Source organism: Bradyrhizobium sp. WBAH42, from assembly GCF_024585265.1.
Taxonomy (GTDB): Bacteria; Pseudomonadota; Alphaproteobacteria; order Rhizobiales; family Xanthobacteraceae; genus Bradyrhizobium.
The window spans coordinates 2,280,400-2,296,889 of the sequence record NZ_CP036533.1 but is presented as its reverse complement, the minus strand read 5'-3'; the positions used below and the strand labels follow the sequence as shown (position 1 = coordinate 2,296,889).

At 64.7% G+C, this 16,490-nt stretch carries 19 protein-coding genes; 6 read left to right on the top strand and 13 right to left on the bottom strand.

Annotated elements, in window-relative coordinates; translation table 11 throughout:
* The 4 genes from DCG74_RS10710 to DCG74_RS10695 all read right to left on the bottom strand — a co-directional run bounded on the left by DCG74_RS10710 (nucleotide 1) and on the right by DCG74_RS10695 (nucleotide 2,263).
* Nucleotides 1-243, bottom strand: coding sequence for a hypothetical protein (locus DCG74_RS10710; protein WP_172785020.1), 243 nt, complete (start codon nucleotides 241-243; stop codon nucleotides 1-3).
* 56 nt (nucleotides 244-299) lie between these two features.
* The gene (locus DCG74_RS10705) at nucleotides 300-800 is read right to left on the bottom strand and encodes a hypothetical protein (RefSeq protein WP_172785021.1); all 501 of its coding nucleotides are present in this window, start codon (nucleotides 798-800) and stop codon (nucleotides 300-302) included.
* On the bottom strand, nucleotides 797-1,408 hold the full coding sequence (locus DCG74_RS10700) for a permease (RefSeq protein WP_172785022.1): 612 nt from the start codon (nucleotides 1,406-1,408) through the stop codon (nucleotides 797-799). Before DCG74_RS10700 ends, DCG74_RS10705 begins: the two co-directional genes overlap by 4 nt.
* A gap of 258 nt (nucleotides 1,409-1,666) precedes the next feature.
* Nucleotides 1,667-2,263, bottom strand: coding sequence for a superoxide dismutase (locus DCG74_RS10695; protein ID WP_172785023.1), 597 nt, complete (start codon nucleotides 2,261-2,263; stop codon nucleotides 1,667-1,669).
* Nucleotides 2,264-2,508: 245 nt separating this feature from the next.
* On the opposite strand from DCG74_RS10695, the gene DCG74_RS10690 reads away from it, so the two are divergent.
* The 3 genes from DCG74_RS10690 to DCG74_RS10680 all read left to right on the top strand — a co-directional run bounded on the left by DCG74_RS10690 (nucleotide 2,509) and on the right by DCG74_RS10680 (nucleotide 5,047).
* On the top strand, nucleotides 2,509-3,036 hold the full coding sequence (locus DCG74_RS10690) for a GNAT family N-acetyltransferase (protein WP_172785024.1): 528 nt from the start codon (nucleotides 2,509-2,511) through the stop codon (nucleotides 3,034-3,036).
* Between the two features lie 82 nt (nucleotides 3,037-3,118).
* Nucleotides 3,119-4,504: an MATE family efflux transporter gene (locus DCG74_RS10685; RefSeq protein ID WP_172785025.1), complete on the top strand. Its 1,386-nt coding sequence runs from the start codon at nucleotides 3,119-3,121 to the stop codon at nucleotides 4,502-4,504.
* A 108-nt stretch (nucleotides 4,505-4,612) separates the two neighbouring features.
* A complete protein-coding gene (locus DCG74_RS10680) occupies nucleotides 4,613-5,047 on the top strand; it encodes a DUF2147 domain-containing protein (RefSeq protein ID WP_172785026.1) in 435 nt (144 codons plus the stop codon).
* On the opposite strand, the gene DCG74_RS10675 is transcribed toward DCG74_RS10680, so the two are convergent.
* The 9 genes from DCG74_RS10675 to DCG74_RS10635 all read right to left on the bottom strand — a co-directional run bounded on the left by DCG74_RS10675 (nucleotide 5,044) and on the right by DCG74_RS10635 (nucleotide 14,159).
* Complete coding sequence (locus DCG74_RS10675; RefSeq protein WP_172785027.1) at nucleotides 5,044-6,195, bottom strand: DUF3095 domain-containing protein; 1,152 nt, start codon at nucleotides 6,193-6,195, stop codon at nucleotides 5,044-5,046. The two genes, DCG74_RS10680 and DCG74_RS10675, sit on opposite strands and share 4 nt — an antisense overlap.
* 265 nt (nucleotides 6,196-6,460) lie before the next feature.
* Nucleotides 6,461-6,670 carry a hypothetical protein gene (locus DCG74_RS10670; RefSeq protein WP_172785028.1) on the bottom strand — a complete coding sequence of 70 codons (210 nt, stop codon included), beginning with the start codon at nucleotides 6,668-6,670 and terminating at the stop codon, nucleotides 6,461-6,463.
* A gap of 126 nt (nucleotides 6,671-6,796) precedes the next feature.
* Nucleotides 6,797-7,519, bottom strand: a complete 723-nt coding sequence (locus DCG74_RS10665) for an SDR family NAD(P)-dependent oxidoreductase (RefSeq protein WP_172785029.1) — start codon at nucleotides 7,517-7,519, stop codon at nucleotides 6,797-6,799.
* Nucleotides 7,512-8,894, bottom strand: coding sequence for a class I adenylate-forming enzyme family protein (locus DCG74_RS10660; protein WP_172785030.1), 1,383 nt, complete (start codon nucleotides 8,892-8,894; stop codon nucleotides 7,512-7,514). Before DCG74_RS10660 ends, DCG74_RS10665 begins: the two co-directional genes overlap by 8 nt.
* Complete coding sequence (locus tag DCG74_RS10655) at nucleotides 8,881-9,126, bottom strand: acyl carrier protein (protein ID WP_015688794.1); 246 nt, start codon at nucleotides 9,124-9,126, stop codon at nucleotides 8,881-8,883. Before DCG74_RS10655 ends, DCG74_RS10660 begins: the two co-directional genes overlap by 14 nt.
* A gap of 144 nt (nucleotides 9,127-9,270) precedes the next feature.
* Nucleotides 9,271-11,085 (bottom strand): long-chain-acyl-CoA synthetase, encoded by a 1,815-nt coding sequence (locus DCG74_RS10650; RefSeq protein WP_172785031.1) that lies wholly within the window; start codon nucleotides 11,083-11,085, stop codon nucleotides 9,271-9,273.
* A 210-nt stretch (nucleotides 11,086-11,295) separates the two neighbouring features.
* Nucleotides 11,296-11,574: a DUF3551 domain-containing protein gene (locus tag DCG74_RS10645; RefSeq protein ID WP_172785032.1), complete on the bottom strand. Its 279-nt coding sequence runs from the start codon at nucleotides 11,572-11,574 to the stop codon at nucleotides 11,296-11,298.
* Between the two features lie 176 nt (nucleotides 11,575-11,750).
* Complete coding sequence (gene htpG / locus DCG74_RS10640) at nucleotides 11,751-13,628, bottom strand: molecular chaperone HtpG (protein WP_172785033.1); 1,878 nt, start codon at nucleotides 13,626-13,628, stop codon at nucleotides 11,751-11,753.
* A gap of 108 nt (nucleotides 13,629-13,736) precedes the next feature.
* Entirely contained in the window at nucleotides 13,737-14,159 is a 423-nt protein-coding gene (locus tag DCG74_RS10635) for a hypothetical protein (RefSeq protein WP_172785034.1), read from the bottom strand.
* 400 nt (nucleotides 14,160-14,559) lie between these two features.
* Between DCG74_RS10635 and DCG74_RS10630 the strand changes: the two genes are divergently transcribed.
* The 3 genes from DCG74_RS10630 (at nucleotide 14,560) to DCG74_RS10625 (ending at nucleotide 16,466) form a co-directional block, all read left to right on the top strand.
* Entirely contained in the window at nucleotides 14,560-15,768 is a 1,209-nt protein-coding gene (locus DCG74_RS10630) for a site-specific integrase (protein ID WP_172785035.1), read from the top strand.
* Between the two features lie 199 nt (nucleotides 15,769-15,967).
* The gene (locus DCG74_RS38985; protein ID WP_172785036.1) at nucleotides 15,968-16,183 is read left to right on the top strand and encodes a helix-turn-helix domain-containing protein; all 216 of its coding nucleotides are present in this window, start codon (nucleotides 15,968-15,970) and stop codon (nucleotides 16,181-16,183) included.
* A 67-nt stretch (nucleotides 16,184-16,250) separates the two neighbouring features.
* A complete protein-coding gene (locus tag DCG74_RS10625) occupies nucleotides 16,251-16,466 on the top strand; it encodes a hypothetical protein (protein ID WP_172785037.1) in 216 nt (71 codons plus the stop codon).
* Nucleotides 16,467-16,490: the final 24 nt, after the last annotated feature.

Genomic DNA, 16,490 nt, shown 5'->3' with positions numbered 1-16,490 from the left:
TCACCTCATCGCCAGCAAGACGATGCCCCACAGCACGGCACAGACGGCGAGCGCGGCCGCGAGACGGCCCGCCATGGTCATGCGCAGGATCGACCAGGGCGCGGCCTGGGCGGGGTGCGGCGAAGCCGCATCGTGGACATGGGCGTGGGTGTGATCGTGCCCGTGCGAATGCTCGTCGCCGTGACCGTGGGAGTGGCCATGAGCATGGTCGTGCTGGTGGGCGTGGGACGCGGCGGGAGCCATTTGCAGACGTTATATTATAACATTACGCCTGTCCACGGCTGGACCGACATCCCGGCTCAGGGCTTGCCGATCACCATGGCGATCGCCGCTGCCACGAACGGGAACGGCACCGAGACGGCGCAGCGGAACCAGACGAAACGGGCGGGCATGAACGGGATCTCCCACAAGATCACCCGCTGGAAGGCAAACAACGCCCAAGCGACGACATAGGCGACCACCTGCGGCATCCCACCGCCCGACTTCAGCGCCACGGTGCCGATGGAGAAGCCGACCACGGGGCCGCCGGGCGTGGCTGCGCCGGCGACCACGGCGGTGGCAACCCCGAGCCAGCCGCTATCCGGGCCGAGCCAGCCGGTGATCACCTCCTGCGGGATGATGGCGGCGATGTAGCCGGAGCCGATCACGCCGAGCGCAATCCGCGGCACGATGTTGACGAAGTCCATCGTGCCTTCGCGCAAGGATGCCTTGAACACCGGCGCGCCGCGGCGAAAGGCGATCAGCCCGACGCCGAGCACCGAACCCCACAGCAGAACGTCGATCAGAAGCGCTGCGCTCAACTCTCGTCGTCCTTCGCGAGGGGCTTCGGATAGAGCCTGATGTAGACGAAGCGGCCGAGCGCGCCGGCGAGCACGGGCAGCGGCAGCGAGATCAAAATCCGCCACAGCGTGAAATCGGTGCCCATGATCGGGATTTCCCAGGCGACCGCCCGGCCATAGCCGATCAGCGTCCAGCTCACGACCATGGCGATGGTTGCGCCGAAATCGGCGCCGACCGCGAGGAGTGCGCTGGCGACCGGATAGGCGGTGAAGGGACCGCCGGGCAGGATTGCGCCGAAGGCGGTGCCGATCAGCAGGCCCATCAGCCCGGATTTCGGCCCGAGCGAGCGCGAGACTTTCTCGTGCGGCAGGATTTCCGAGATGAAGGCGCCGAGCAGGCAGCCGGCGAGCACGCGCGGCAGGATGCCCGAGAACAGCGAGAGATCGTGGGTGAGTATGTCCAGAACGCCGTCGGTGCCGTCGCGCCGCCAGACCAGTGCCGCACTCACCGCCACCAGAGCTGCGATGATGATGGTCGACCAGCCGATCGGCTTGCGGACCCGGCCCGGCCGCGGCTCGGATTCCGCGTCGCCGCCAGGCGCCGGATTGTTCGGGGAAGGTTCTGACAACGGGGCTGGGTCGCTCGAGGATGATGCCCGCCCTGATTAAGGGCCGTGTTCCCCCGATGCAAACGGTACGATGACAGACCCGTGCGCGCTCGGCGCAGGGCAATTCCGCACAGCAAAAAAGGCGGTCGCGCCTGCGACCGCCTTTGTTTCTGTCATTCCGGGGCGGCGCGTCAGCGCCGAGCCCGGAATCCATCGGGCGTCACCCGAACGGACAATGGATTCCGGGCTCGCGCTTTCGCGCGCCCCGGAATGACATCGTCACGCCTTCTCGAACAGGGACTCCACGTATTCCCAGTTCACGAGGTTCTCGACGAACGCCTTGAGATAATCAGGGCGGCGGTTGCGATAGTCGATGTAGTAGGAGTGCTCCCAGACGTCGCAGCCGAGGATCGGGGTGGCGCCGTGCACCAGCGGATTCTCGCCGTTCGGGGTCTTGGAGATCTCGAGCTTGCCGTTCTTGACCTGGAGCCAGCACCAGCCGGAGCCGAACTGGCCGACGCCGGCCGCCTGGAAGTCCGTCTTGAACTTCTCGAAACCGCCGAGGTCCTCGTTGATCTTCTTCTCGATCTTGCCCGGCAGCTTGGTGCCGCCGCCATTGGGCTTCATCCAGCTCCAGAAATGGATGTGGTTGTAGTGCTGGCCGGCGTTGTTGAACACCGCAGGGTTCTTGCCGAACGAGCCCTTGACGATCTCTTCAAGGGACTTGCCTTCCCATTCGGTCCCCTTGAGCGCGTTGTTGCCGTTGGTGACGTAGGCCTGATGATGCTTGTCGTGGTGATATTCCAGCGTCTCCTTCGACATGTACTGGCCGAGGGCGTCATAGGCGTAAGGAAGTGGGGGCAGCGTAAAGGTCATGGCTTCTTGTCCGCAACTGGTGGGGAACGAGTTCTAACGGTCACCCCTTATAGAAGGTTCCGCCGCCATTAAATACCTTAGAATTTGCGAAAGGGCGTGACCGGGCGCGCCGTGCCCGAATGCACAAATTGATCGCAATCGGCCACCGTCGATCAGGCCTGCGGGCCGTGGTAAAATATCATTGCCTTTGAAGCGCTTAAGACAGAACAAGCGCGCCATGAAACGGAGCTGTGGAGGACCACGCCATGAGCATCGAAATCGACATATTGAACGGCGACGCCTCGTGGCCGATCGCGGAGCCGCTGCTTCAGGCGGTCTGGGCACCGCAGTTGGTCGCAGGCAAGCCCTGGGCTCACGTCAAATGGGCCAATGCCGATCTCCGCGTGCTGCTCGAGACGCCCGAGGACGGTCTCGTCTGCCACGTCGGCATCTACTTCCGCACCATCACCTGGAACGGACAGAAGGTTCATGTCGGCGGCATCGGCGGCGTCTCCACGCGCGAGGACCAGCGCGGCCGTGGCTATGCAACCACGGCTATCGAGGCAGCGGTGCATACGATCCGCGCCAACGAGGCGGTCCGTTTCGCCCTGCTGGTCTGCGAGCCGCACAACGCGACCTTCTACCAGGCCCGGAGCTGGCTGCCCTTCAACGGCGAGGTCTATTGCGAGCAGCCGGAAGGGCGGATCCGGTTCACCTACATGGCGCCCTATGTCTTCCACATCGTGCGCGCGCCGACGCTGGGCACGATCGACCTATGCGGCCTGCCGTGGTGAGCCCTGCATGAGCCAGGGCTGCGCCGGCCGCCTCATTCTCTTATAATATGTCGATCATCATTTAATATTCCGCCCGGTGAACATGACGATCGACGCCCCCGCAGATGCCGTCCCGCCGGTTGCGCCGGTCGCCTCCCCCATCGCAAGCCTCCTGACCGCGCCGATCCTGCCGACATTGCTGCGGCTCGCGATCCCCAACATGATCGCGATGGTCGGCAGCACGCTGGTTGCGGTGGCCGAGACCTCCTATATCGGCCGGCTCGGCACCATCCCGCTCGCCGCGATCGCGCTGGTGTTTCCGTTCGCGATGCTGACGCAGATGATGAGCGCCGGCGCGATGGGCGGCGGCGTCTCCTCTGCGATCAGCCGCGCGCTCGGCGCAGGGGATCGCGACCGCGCCGCGACGCTGGCGCTGCATGCCGCCATCATCGGCCTTTGCGGCGGGCTGTTCTTCACGGTGATGATGCTCGCCTTCGGTCGCTCCTTCTTCGCGCTGCTCGGCGGACGCGAGCGCGTCCTCGAGGAGGCCAGCGGCTATTCACAGGTGCTGTTCTCCGGCGCGGTCGCGATCTGGCTCGTCAACACGCTGGCCTCGGTGATCCGCGGCACCGGCGACATGCGCCTGCCTTCGATGACGCTGATCGGAGCGAGCGTGCTCCAGATCGTGCTCGGCGGCACGCTGGGACTCGGCCTGTTCGGCATGCCGCAACTCGGCATGCCGGGGGTGGCCAGCGGCCAGCTGATCGCGTTCAGCTGCGCCGCGCTGTTCTTCCTCTGGTATCTCCTGTCCGGCCGCAGCCGGCTGCCGCTCAATCTCCGCGCCTTCCATTTCGAGCGCGCGATGTTCCTGGACATTCTCAAAGTCGGCGCGGTGGCCTGCCTGTCGCCGCTTCAGACCGTGCTCACCATCCTGATCTTCACAAAGATCCTCGCGACCTTCGGCACCGAGATGCTGGCCGGCTACGGCATCGGTTCGCGGCTGGAATTTCTGCTGATCCCGATCACCTTCGCCTTCGGCATCGCCTCGGTGCCGATGGTCGGCATGGCGATCGGCGCCGGACATGTGAAGCGCGCGCGGCGTGTGGCCTGGACCGCGGCTGCGGCCTCAGGACTCACGGTGGGCCTGATCGGCCTCGCCGTTGCGCTCGCGCCGTCGCTGTGGGTGGGGCTGTTCACGCGCGATCCCGGCGTCACCGCCGCCGCGCACAGCTATTTCCACTGGGCCGGTCCAGCCTTCGTGTTCTTCGGCATGGGCGTGTCGCTCTACTTCTCCTCGCAAGGCGCGGCACGCGTCGGCGGGCCCGTGCTCGCTTCCACGGCACGGCTTCTGATCGTCGCGATCGGCGGCATCGGACTGATGACCGCGCAGGCTCCGGCCTGGACCCTGTTCGCGCTGGTCGGCGGCGCCATGGTCGTGTTCGGGCTCTCGACCGCTGCCTCGGTCGCTTTCGCGCGCTGGGGCAAATGATCGCAGGCAAAATGTTCGGGCAACTGAACGCAGGAATGTGATTCCATCAGGCGTTGCGCGCGCTCGATTTGCTGCTATGGAGGCGCCTCCATTCCAGGGCTCCTCTCCATGACATTCAGATTCGCCGCTCTCACCGTCATTCTGGCTGCGCTGATCGGTGCGCCTTCCGCTTATGCGCAGAACGCCGAAGGGACCTGGCTCACCCAGGCGGGCGATGCGCGCGTCAAGATCAGCAAATGCGGCGGCGGCATCTGCGGCCACATCGTCTGGCTGCGCGAGCCCATGGACACCGCGACCGGCCAGCCCGCCACCGACAGCAAGAATCCCAATCCCGCGCTCGCCAGGCGTCCGATGATCGGCCTGCCCTTGTTCAGCGGCATGGAGCCGGCGGGACCGAACAAATGGTCGGGCCAGATCTACAATGCCGACGACGGCGGCACCTATGCGAGCAACATCAGCCTGACTGGCGCGGACGCGCTGCGGGTCGAAGGCTGCGTCGGCGCGCTCTGCGGCGGCGAGACCTGGACGCGCACGGGCCGCTAACCCGCTGCCATCATCGCCTTCAACGCCGTCGCCGCCGAGGCATAGCCGCCGCGCGCGCCGTCGATGAAATGGACGTGATCGCTGCGCAGTGCCGACGGCGTGAAGCAGGTCATCATCGCGGCGTCCTGCCGATGCAGGCCGTAGCGCACAATGCCTTCGCGCGCGGCGGCTTTGAGACGATCGTTCAACGCGCGCTCGAGCTGCGGCGTGCAGTCCAGTATCATGCGCAGGCCGTCGTCATATTTGCGGAAGTCCGAGTTCTCGACGACCTGGCGCTTGTAGAGGCTGGGCACGAAGCCGCCGATCTTGATGTCGAAGCGCATGATGAGATAGGCGAACAGCGTATAGGCCAGCACGCTGGCTCTGCGCGCGAGCAGCGGCCCCCCGCGCCTGGTGCGGGCCTCGAATTCCACGCCCTGCGGCGGCCATTTCAGCGGCGGCCCCTGCGGCGGCACCGGGCGGCCGCCCTCCGGGCTGCGCTCGACGAGATGGATGATGTCCTCGATCACCTTGCGGAAGGCCGGCGGATCGACGCCGCGCGCCGGCATCACCAGCACCGACAGGATCAGGCCGCGCGCAGCCGGCATCACCTCGAAACGACACGACAGGCCCGAGAGGTCCGGCTGCGTGCCGGCGGGCGCCTCCTCGACGGCAAACTCGCCGCGCTTCATCGCGGCGTCGGCCCAGGCGAGCCCGCCGCCCGAGAACATCGCATAGGACAGATTGGGCGACGGCCCGAACCGGGCGACGCGCACGTCGAGGCCCTGTGCGCGAATGACGCTGACCGGCACCAATGCGACGCGCATGGTCAGATCGAGGTCCTCCCGCACCCAGGTCGCGGTCGCCGCCAGCGCCTCGCGGGCAAGTTCGGCATCGTCAGGCGCCACCGCGAAGCTGGCGCCGTCGCCGCCGAACACGAAGGGGAATTCCCGCCCCTGCAGCGCATTGGTCACCGCCGCGATCACGGCGGCGCCCGCCATGTTCACGGCCTTGTAGCGCAGCGCCGCGATCGCCTTGGTCGAATCGACGATATCGGCCACACCGATGCTCCAGTCGTCCGGCAGCGGCGCATAGAGCGCGGGATCCATCAGGCTGGTGAAGCCTCGGAAGACGGGAATGCCGCCATAGAAGGACTCGCCTGAGCTCATCGGGATTACCGGATGGTTGGAACGCGAAACAAAATACGTGGCAGGATCGATCCGGGTTCGCTGGCCGGCACCCGCTTTCGATCATTGGCCGAAACCGGCCCCGACAACAAGATGCGGCCGCGTTGCAATGGCGCGGCGGGATCATTGATCGGCATCAAACGACCGCGCGGGGAGAGCGGCTATCGACGGTCGGCTCCAAGAGGTTGAGGGCCGCCGGAATTTTCACACGAACGAATCGACTTGCCGAAGCAGCGGCCGTGAGCGGCTAGTGCAGCTGCTCGTCCTCGCGCTTGCGCAGCCGGGATGCAGGGACGTCGTGGCAGCCGACGAGACGCACGAATTGCTGCGGATACATCTCGTGACCGTGAGCGCCGGAATTCTGATGCGACATCGGCGGACAGCGAACCTCATCCGGCTTTACACGGACTGGCTCCGTCAGGGCCCGATTTGAAGCGGTCATGTTTGAAGTGGCCATCGACTGCTCCTCTTCGACTAGGGCAGATCGATTGACGTAACCCAATCGATTGCGGGGCATCTTACGACCAAATCCGGCTGGCTGTCATTGCGCCCGATCAACGCAATTGTGGCAGCCGGGTTCCGCTTACGCCGTGTTCCCGGCATCGATGGTGAACACGGTGCCGGTGACGTTACGGCCGCCGTCGCCCAGAAGGTATTCCACCATGCGCGCGACGTCGTCCGTCTCCGGCAACCGGCGCAGCGCGCTGCGGCCGGCGATGCGCTTGCGGCCTTCGTCGGAGAGAGTGTGCGTCAGCTCGGTGTCGATGAAGCCCGGCGCGATCGCGTTCACGGTGATGCCGAGCTTGCCGACCTCGCGTGCGAGCGAGCGGGTGAAGCCGGTCGCGGCGGCCTTGGTCGCGCCGTAGACGGACAGGCCGTTATAGCCTGTCGTCGCGATGATCGAGGAGATGTTGATGATGCGCCCGGCGCCGTCAGCCATCATCTGCCGGGCCACATATTTGGTGAGGATGATCGGCGACAGCACGTTGAGCTGCACCAGCGCCTCGATCTCGGAATTGTGCATGGTGGCGAGCAGGCCTTCGGTGCCGAGACCGGCATTGTTGACGAGGCCGTAGATCGGGCCGAATTCGTCGCGCACGAGCTTCGCGAAAGCCGGGATCGCATCGATTACGGCAAGATCGCAGGCGCGGAAATGCAGGCGGCCGTCGGCGGCAGCGATGGCCGCGTTGAGCTCGTTGCTTTCGCGCCGCGCCGCCGCGATGACGTTGAAGCCGGCCGCGATCAGGCGCTTGCCGATCGCAAGCCCGATGCCGCGGCTGCCGCCGGTGACCAGAACGTTATGCATCGGTGCGCGCCAGTTTTCCGGCCGGGGTGACGTCGAGCGCCTCGACGAAGCGGAGCACCGCCGGCACCTTGTGGGATGCGAGCTGGGCGCGGCACAGCGCGAGGATCTGGTCGCGGATCTCTTTCGCGCGCGCCGGATCGGTGCCCTCAGCGAGGATCACGTCCGCGACGACGATGCCGCCGGTGATCGGGCTCTTGCGCGACTTCGCGCGGGACATCCGCACGTCGGGATGGCGGTTGATCACCGCCTCGATCTCCTCGGGGTGGACCTTCAGCCCGCCGATATTGATGATGCCGCCGCGGCGGCCGACGAAATAATAGCGGTCGCCGCGCAGCTCGACGATGTCACCGCTGTCGACGAACCCGTCGTCGTCGGTGAGCGCGGCGGCATTGCGGCCGATATAGGCATGGGCCGTGCGCGCCGAGCGGATGCGCAGCGAGCCGTCGACGACCTTCATCTCGACGCCGTTGCGGTTGCCGAGATAGTCGGCCGGAAAGCCTTCCAGCCCGTCATTGACGGCGAAACCAACGCCGGCCTCGGTCGAGGCATAGGCATGGCCGACGGACGCATTGGGAAATCCCGCCTTCAGGCCGTCGAGCACGGCCTGGTCGGCGATCTCGCCGGAGAGGCGGACGTAAGCCGGGGCGAATTGCGCGGCCGAGCCGCTCATCAGGAGCTTGCGCCAGTGCGAGGGCGTGCCGGAGATATGCGAGACATTGCGCGCCTTCAGCCGCGCGACGTGATCGGCGAGCGCCTCATGGGGATCGGATAGCACTAACGAGCCGCCGGAGAGGATGGCGCGGAGAAAGATTTGCAGGCCACCATAGCGGCGGATGTCGTAGAACGTCGCCCAGACCGGTGCAGGTCCGCGTGCGGGGGCTTCGGCGACGATCGCGCCGGTCAGCGCTTCCAGCGTATGGCCGGCGATCTTTGGCACGCCCGAGGTGCCCGAAGTCAGCATCAGCCACTCGGTGGCGCGCTCGGTCCTGGCCGGCGCGGCGGCTTGAAGCGGCAATTGCGCGGTGACGATCAGCGGCACGTCGGACGCAGCCCAGCGATCGGGCTCATCGGTGACGACAGCATCGATCCCGGCGTCCGCAATCAATGCATCGAGATACGCCGGATTGAGGTCCGGCGGACACAGCAGCATGCGGCGGGCGATGCCGTCGAGCTCGATCATGGCAAGGCCGGACCGGAGCTGGTCCGACAGCCTGAGCAGCACGGCGCGGCCTGACAATTCGTGCCGCCGGCCGCCCAGAACCGTGTGCGACAGGATGTCGGTCAGCGACACGACATCGTGCGCATCGGAGATGGTGCGGCCTTTCAGCTCAGCGCCGAGATGGTCGCGAAGCGCAAAGATCTCACGCGGGGACATTTTCGTAGGCCCGCACGAAATCGCCCACCGTGGCGGGGAACGCAGCGTCCTCGGAAATGGTAAAGGGGTCGACGCCGGTTTCGTCCTCGAGGCGCGCGACCAGGATGGCGAAGGCGAGCGAGTCGAAACCCGTCTCATGCAGGGACAGATCGTCCGAGAGGGCGGGAAGCGTGACGTGCTGCTCCTTGGCGATCTGCTGGATCGCTTCAATGACCTTTGACCTTACCGACATGGCTGGCTCGCTTTTGTTATCGATCTCGTTGTTGCGGCGGCTCTTGATGACCGCCTCCCCATGGCGGTCTGTTTACCCGACAGAAGTAAATGGCTTCTTGGACAATTCAGATAAAATTGGACCTATCTCTCGATTTCGGTTGCTCTACAGCCTGATCGTGCCGCCCGAGATTGCCGCATACGCCTTCTCGTCCAGCGAAACGTAGCCGCCGGATGTCGGATCGAGCATGAACAACGGATCGGAGACCGCGGCCGGGTCAAACCCCTCGCGGGCCAGCTCGCCCTTCTTCTGCTTGAAGGTCTCGGTGGCATCGAGCTCGCGCGAGATGCGGATGAAAAGCGGGCGGGCGTAAACCGGCAGGCGCTGCGCCAGATGAGCGGGCAGCGCGCCGATGTCAAAGCCCTCGTTCACGACGATCGCGCTCATGCCGGCCCGGCCGTCGGCGCCGGGAACGCTGACGCCATAGGTGGTGGCATCGACCACGCCGCTGAAATCGCGCACCGCGTCGTTCACCTCGGAGGTCGCGACATTCTCGCCCTTCCAGCGGAACGTGTCGCCGATACGATCGACGAAATGGAAGAATCCCTTGTCGTCCATCCGCATCAGATCGCCGGTGCGGAACCAGGCATCGCCCTTGGCGAAGACGTCGCGCAGGATCTTCTTCTCGGTCTCACCCTCGTCGGTGTAGCCCTCGAACCGTCCCCCGCCCTCGTCCGCGGTGCCGATGCGGCCGATGGCTTCGCCGGCCTCGCCGCGGCTGCAGGCGATGCAGAAGCCCTCGTCATTGCGCAGCGGCGCGCCGCTATCGGGGTCGAGCTTGACGAGACTGGCAGGAAAGCGGTGCGCGAGCAGCGGCGGGATACGGCCGATCGCGCCTGGCTGGCCCTCGACGTTGAACAGCGAGAAATTGCCTTCGGTCGCGGCGTAGAATTCGAGGACGCGCGGAATGGCGAAGCGCGCCTGGAAATCCTCCCAGATGTCGCCGCGCAGGCCGTTGCCGCAGGCGAGCCGCAGGCGGTGCCGGTTCTCGTATTCCGAGGGCGCGGCCTTGAGCAGATAGCGGCAGAGCTCGCCGATATATTGAAACAGCGTGCAGTCGTGCTGGACGATGTCGGACCAGAAATGCGAGGCCGAGAATTTTTCCGCAATCACCACCGAGCCGCCGGCGGCCAGCATGCTGCACGGCGCCACGATGCCGCCGACCGAATGGAACAGCGGCAGACAATCGTACAGCCGATCCTGCGGCGTCGCGCCGGTGAGGCCGGCGAACCAGAAGCCCCAATTGAGGATACGGCGGTGGCTGATGCTGGCTGCTTTCGGCAGGCCGGTGGTGCCCGAGGTGTAGATCAGCAACGCACGGTCGTCGATGGTGACGTCGCCATGCTCCTCCGTAGCGAGCGGGCCGTCATCAAGAACGGCAAGCGCGTCATCGATCGCGCGCTCGCCGCGGCCATCGCCGTGCGTCCAGATTTTGGCCTGCGTCTTCAGATGAGGCGCCGCGCTGTCCAGCATCCCCGTCAGCGCATGCGCAACGATGAGATGCGACGGCTTTGCCACGTCGAGGCAGTGCGCGAGCGATGGCCCGACGAGCTTGGTGTTGATCAGCGCGACCACGCCGCCGACACGGCTGATGCCGAGCCAGGCCGCGACATAGTCGATGCCGTTCGGCATGATCAGCGCGACGGTGTCGCCCTTGGCAAGGCCGACCGAGCGCGCCCAGCGGGCGTAGCGGTTGATCCTCCTCGACAGGCCTTCGTAATCGAGGCTTGCCTCGTCCGCCACCAGCGCAACGCGGTTCGGTTGGCGCTGCGCCCAATCGTCGATGACATCAGCGAACAGTCGGCCCGGCAGCGTTTCGATCCGCGCGGTGAGCTCGATCGCCCTCAACCAGATCTTGGAAGCCGACGGTGCGCGCGCGGCTTTCGGCTGCTCGATGACGCCGGTGGTCATATTGTTCACTCTTTCGGGCGGTCTGCGGTTTCCGGCAGCTTAGCCCGCACGCCCTGACCCAGGCGTTAAGAGACAAGGTAAAACCCGGTTAGGGCGCGATTAACCGTCGTCGGCAGCGCGCAGCCAAGGTCGCGCCCGCCGGCAGCGCGCCGACGCGTGTGACCAGGTCGAAAGAGCAAAGAATGCAGAATGTCGCGGGCTTGGGCCCGGCTCACTTACCTAGTGCACCTTCTTGGGACGCCGGCGCGGCGGCGGCGATTCGTTGAAGGCGTAATAGGGATTGAGGTCGCAGGTCGCGGCAAGGCCCGAGGCCGTGGCGCGGCACTGTTCCAACGAGGTGAACGAGCAGTCGAAATAGTCACTGCCTCCGCCACCAGGGCCGCCACCGACGTAGCGGTGCATGCAGACGGGATAGGCCGGATCGTATCGCTGCGCGCTGGCATCCGCTGCGCCCAGCAGCGTGAAGATCGCGGTAAGAGTGAGGAATGACAAGCGCATGGGGAAATCCTCGAATAGTGACGTCGCTTCATATGACACATCATCTCGTCGTTCGCGACTGTTCCTCGGGCCAATTGACGTCAAGTTGAGTGGGACGCGCAGCGCCAGAGCCGATGCGCGCCGAACGGTTTGACGACCCGGGCGGCCCCCGGTCGGAACGATGCTGCGAAGCGGCGCTAGCCGCCGAGTCCCTGCAAGACGAGCCGGTTCAGCCGCGCCGCGAACGCTGCCAGGTCTTCCGGCAATTCGCCGTCCAGGATCTGCGCCTGTTCGAACAGGAGCAGACTGAGATCGTCGACGACCGTCGAGCCAGCCTGCGCCTTGGTGACCGCGGTGACCAGCGGATGGCGCAGATTGATCTCGAGGATCGGCTTGGTCTTCATGCCGCGATTCTGCTGCGACAAGATGCGCTCGAGCTCGCGGCTCGGGCCCTGGCTGTCGGCGACGAGGCAGGAGGCCGAGCTGGTGAGGCGCGTCGAGGCCTTGACGTCGCTGACGCGCTCGCCGAGCGCGGCCTTGATCACGGCGATGGTGGTGGCTTCGTCCGCAGCCGGCTCGTCCTTCTTCGGCTCGTCCTTTTCGTCGATACGCGGGATCAGGTCGAGGTTGAGATCGCCCTGGCTCAGCGACTTCAGCGGCTTGCCCTCGAACTCCGAGGGCATCGAGGTCCAGAACGCATCGACGGGATCCGACAGCAACAGCACCTCGATGCCGCGCGCGGTGGCAGCTTCCAGCCGCGGATTGGACTTCAGCCGCTCGATGCTGTCGCCGACGAGATAATAGATCTCGGTCTGGTTCGGCTTGAAATCGCCGATCACCTGCTTCAGCGACCGCTTCTCGCCCGACGTGGTGGTGAAGCGCGACAGCGCGAGCAGCTTTTCGCGGCGCTCGAAATCCTCGTAGATGCCTTCCTTCAGCACCGCGCCGAAGGCGTCCCAGATCTTGGCAAAATTCTCCGGATCCTTCTCGGCGAGGCTTTCCAACTCGGACACCACCCGGGTTGCCACGGCTTTGCGGATCTGCGCCAGCTGCGGATTGTTCTGCAGCATCTCGCGCGAAATGTTGAGCGGGAGATCCTCGCTGTCGACGACGCCGCGGATGAAGCGCAGGTATCCCGGCAACAGGTCGGCATCGTCGGTGATGAAGACGCGCCGGACGTAGAGCTTTACCCGCCCCTTTCGGTTCGGCTCGAACAGGTCGAACGGCTTGGTCGAGGGCGCAAACAGCAGCACGGCGTAGGAGTAGCGCCCTTCCGCGCGATAGTGGAGCGTCATCGCGGGATCGTCAAAGGCGGAGGCGATCTGCTGATAGGCCTTCTTGTAGTCGTCAGCCGTCAGCTCGGATTTGGAGCGCTGCCACAACGCGCTCGCCGAATTGATCTGGCGCGGCTCGCCGTCTTCGGGCACCAGCTCGATCGGAAACAGGATGTTGTCGGAATAGGCCGTGACGATGCGCTCGATCTCGTAGGTCTCGAGATATTTCTTGGCGTCGTCCTTCAGGTGCAGGACGATCTCGGTGCCGCGCGTCACGCGCGCCGCCTCCTCGTCGCTGGCACGGGCGATCTCGAAGCCGGAGCCGCCCTGGGAGCTCCAGGTCCAGACATCGCTCTCGCCGGCGCGGCGGCTGATCACGACGATCTTGTCGGCGACCATGAAGGCGGAATAGAAGCCGACGCCGAACTGGCCGATCAGGCCGAGCCCGTCCTTGGCCTCTTTCAGCTTGGACACGAACGCCTTGGTGCCGGAGCGGGCGATGGTGCCGAGGTGGTCGATCAGCTCCTGCCGCTCCATGCCGATGCCGTTGTCGGCGATCGTGAGCGTCTTGGCCGTCTTGTTTGGAATGATGCGGATCTTGAGCGCGTCGCCTTCGCCCAGCAGGGCGGGACTTGCGATGGCCTCGTAGCGGAGCTTGTCGCAGGCATCGGAGGCGTTGGAGACGAGCTCGCGGAGGAAGATGTCGGTTTCCGAATAGACGGAGTGCACCATCAGGTGCAGCAGTTCGGAAACTTCGGCCTGGAAAGGCTGCGTATGCACAGCCGTATCTGACGTCGTCATGCGCTTACCCGGTCAAACAAAAGGGAGGGAACCCGGATATAGCGCGAGGCAACGGCGGATCAAGAGGATGTGAAGTCTGGGTCCGCCAAGCCACCCTGGCGGCGCGGGTCAGGTCACGCAGCGACCGGGCTGGAGCAGCCTTGCGACCTCGGTCAGGGAGCTGACCATCGGCTCACAGGCGATCGTCGGCTTGTTGCGGGGCTTCTTCTGGTTCTGGAGCAGCACCGGCGACTTGGCATTGCCGGTCTCGATGACGGCGGGGACCCGCAGCAGCACCGACGTATCGGCGAGGTCGTTCAGGCGCATCGACACCGTCCGGGTGGGCACAGCTGCCGGCTTGATCTCGGCGAGCCGGTCTGCCTTGGCGACACGATTGACGTTGTGCCCCGGGGCGATGCTGGAGCTGTGGCTGGAGATGTCGGCGACCGCCTGCCAGCGGTCGGCGAGATCGTGGCCGGAGGCCAATTGCACGGCACCGAGCGTCGCGGCGATCGCGATGGCGCTCAAAAAAACCTTTTGAATCTGTGACATGGCTGTCGATCCCTCGCCCCATGGCGATCGCGGGAACAACTCCGCCGAAGGACCGGGGGTTCTTGGCCGTTACGATCACTTAACCGTGTGCGAAAAATGCAGCAGACCGGCAAAATATTTCGCGACGTGTGGAACGACTTCCGCGCACGGGAGTCGTCTCAGCAGCCGGCTATTCCCCCCTGCCCCATAAGCCGGCGACGTAGGGCGCGACTGTGGTGATGCCAGTCGCGCCTTACTTTTTTCTCGCAGCCATTTCAGGCGGTTAGACGCCAATTTGCTGCGGATATAGGGCTTTCCGGCAAATTTACCCTCCGAGCAAGTCCGGCCTCGTCCGGCTATATCCGACGTCCGCCTTGGGGCATATAGGGGGGCGCGACTGTTGAAACGGAGTTCGGCCGCCGTGGCCCTGCACACCCTCAAACCGACCGATGTGATGAAACGCCTTGAGCCCGGCCGCTATAGCGATGGCGGCGGGCTGTTCCTGCACGTGCGTAGCGCCACGGCGCGCTCTTGGATCGTCATCCTCCACGACAAAGGTAAACGCCACGAAATCAGCATCGGCCCGGCCGTCGGTCCGGGCAAGGCCGGCATGTCGTTAGTCGAAGCTCGCGACGCGGCCGAGGCCAAACGGCGGCTTCGCACCGCCGGGCAGTTGGGGGCGCCGCGGGTCGCCGCTCCTATCGAAGGCCGGCCTTTCGAAAGGGTCATGACAGAGTGGTTCCAAGACGTCTACGAGAAGGAAGTCACTCCGAAGACCGCCAAGGACGCTAGGAGCAGCATCGAACGCCATGCCGCGAAGCTCCTAAAGATGGACGTCCGGGCGATCACGAAAACCAATGTCCTCGCCGTGCTGGAACCCATCTGGCATGACAAAAACCGCACCGCGAACGACCTGCGCTTCCGGATCGAAACCATCTTCAACTACGCGCGCGCAAAGGACTATATCACCGCGGATGCTCCAAATCCCGCGGATTGGCGTGTGCTTCGACATCTCTTGCCTAACGTCACGCCAACGGTCAGACACCACGAATCTGTGCCCTACGTCGAACTGCCTGAAGTTATGCGGGCTCTGCGTACGAAAAACCGAGTGGCAGCCCGCGCACTGGAATTGGCGACGCTGTGCGCTGTCCGCCCCACCGAATGCCGAGCCGCCCGCGTGCGTGAAATCGACTTCGCGAAGAAAACGTGGACGATTCCCGTTGCACGCCTCAAGGTGAAAGAAACTATCGATAAGAACGGCAAAACGCTGAAAGCACCGGACCACGTTGTCCCGCTGTCGCATCAAGCAATCAGGCTCTTGAAGAACATTATCCCGCCCGACGCAGAGCCCGATGACCTGATCTTCGAAGGCGAGAAAGCCGGGCAGATGATCGGCCACAACGCAATGACCCACACGCTACAGCGGATTGCAGAGGGTACAGCGCACGGAATGCGCGCCTGCTTCAGCACGTGGCGCGCTGAGCAGACGAAGTATGACTATCGATTGTCGGAAGCCGCCTTGGCGCACGTCTTCAAGTCCGAATCGGAAGCGGCATATGACAGAAGCCCATATATCGAACAGCGCCGCCCACTGATGCAGGACTGGGCTGACTATTTGGACACGGTGTAATGTTCCTTGGACTCCGGCTTCGTCCAGTTCTATTGTGCCCCCGCTGATCGACGCCCAACGTGAGGCGCGGCTAACGGACCGCTTCACCGAGTTGATTGGACTATAGCGAGACCGTGCGGTCGGGCCACCCTCTCATTGGTGGCGCAGAACCCGAACCGCGAACCACGCGACGCCCACAGGGGCGCGATGGCGGTTTCCTATGCGTAAGCCCCTTAAACGAAAGATTGTCCTCGCCGAAATTCCGGATGGGCGTCGTTGCTACACTCCCGAACAGTGCGCCGAGATGCTTGGCGTCGCCATGTCAACGCTGTGGCTGATTCTAAAGTCTGGCACACTAAAGAGCTTCAAGGCGGGACGTAGCCGCCGCATCACTGCCGATGCCTTCCACACCTATCAAGACAGGGGCGCGTCATGAACCCGCCCCGCACATTTGGAGACGCTCGCACCGCCTACGTCATTGAGGTTGGACAAAAGGCGACGCCATGACACCCGCATTCGTCTCCGCGATGCTTCGCCGTATGAGCGCAGCCTATGACGAGGGCTCCGAGACCGAGCAAAAGGTGTGGCGAGCGTCACCGCGACTAGCTGCGACGTATCTAATCGAGCAGACCGCGACGTGGCCGTTTGAGGTCGATGACGGTGATCGACATGCGCTCGCTGAGCGGTTCCTGCGGGCGCTTGTGAATGATGAAATTTGACGCGACGCTGGTCGGGCTGAAAGC

What these genes read in the sequence shown, in the direction of transcription:
- DCG74_RS10710 (WP_172785020.1), bottom strand. Translation starts at nt 243, where the DNA reads ATGGCTCCCGCCGCGTCCCACGCCCACCAGCACGACCATGCTCATGGC.
- DCG74_RS10695 (WP_172785023.1), bottom strand. Translation starts at nt 2,263, where the DNA reads ATGACCTTTACGCTGCCCCCACTTCCTTACGCCTATGACGCCCTCGGC.
- DCG74_RS10690 (WP_172785024.1), top strand. Translation starts at nt 2,509, where the DNA reads ATGAGCATCGAAATCGACATATTGAACGGCGACGCCTCGTGGCCGATC.
- DCG74_RS10685 (WP_172785025.1), top strand. Translation starts at nt 3,119, where the DNA reads ATGACGATCGACGCCCCCGCAGATGCCGTCCCGCCGGTTGCGCCGGTC.
- DCG74_RS10680 (WP_172785026.1), top strand. Translation starts at nt 4,613, where the DNA reads ATGACATTCAGATTCGCCGCTCTCACCGTCATTCTGGCTGCGCTGATC.
- DCG74_RS10675 (WP_172785027.1), bottom strand. Translation starts at nt 6,195, where the DNA reads ATGAGCTCAGGCGAGTCCTTCTATGGCGGCATTCCCGTCTTCCGAGGC.
- DCG74_RS10670 (WP_172785028.1), bottom strand. Translation starts at nt 6,670, where the DNA reads ATGGCCACTTCAAACATGACCGCTTCAAATCGGGCCCTGACGGAGCCA.
- DCG74_RS10665 (WP_172785029.1), bottom strand. Translation starts at nt 7,519, where the DNA reads ATGCATAACGTTCTGGTCACCGGCGGCAGCCGCGGCATCGGGCTTGCG.
- DCG74_RS10660 (WP_172785030.1), bottom strand. Translation starts at nt 8,894, where the DNA reads ATGTCCCCGCGTGAGATCTTTGCGCTTCGCGACCATCTCGGCGCTGAG.
- DCG74_RS10655 (WP_015688794.1), bottom strand. Translation starts at nt 9,126, where the DNA reads ATGTCGGTAAGGTCAAAGGTCATTGAAGCGATCCAGCAGATCGCCAAG.
- DCG74_RS10645 (WP_172785032.1), bottom strand. Translation starts at nt 11,574, where the DNA reads ATGCGCTTGTCATTCCTCACTCTTACCGCGATCTTCACGCTGCTGGGC.
- htpG (WP_172785033.1), bottom strand. Translation starts at nt 13,628, where the DNA reads ATGACGACGTCAGATACGGCTGTGCATACGCAGCCTTTCCAGGCCGAA.
- DCG74_RS10635 (WP_172785034.1), bottom strand. Translation starts at nt 14,159, where the DNA reads ATGTCACAGATTCAAAAGGTTTTTTTGAGCGCCATCGCGATCGCCGCG.
- DCG74_RS38985 (WP_172785036.1), top strand. Translation starts at nt 15,968, where the DNA reads ATGCGTAAGCCCCTTAAACGAAAGATTGTCCTCGCCGAAATTCCGGAT.
- DCG74_RS10625 (WP_172785037.1), top strand. Translation starts at nt 16,251, where the DNA reads ATGACACCCGCATTCGTCTCCGCGATGCTTCGCCGTATGAGCGCAGCC.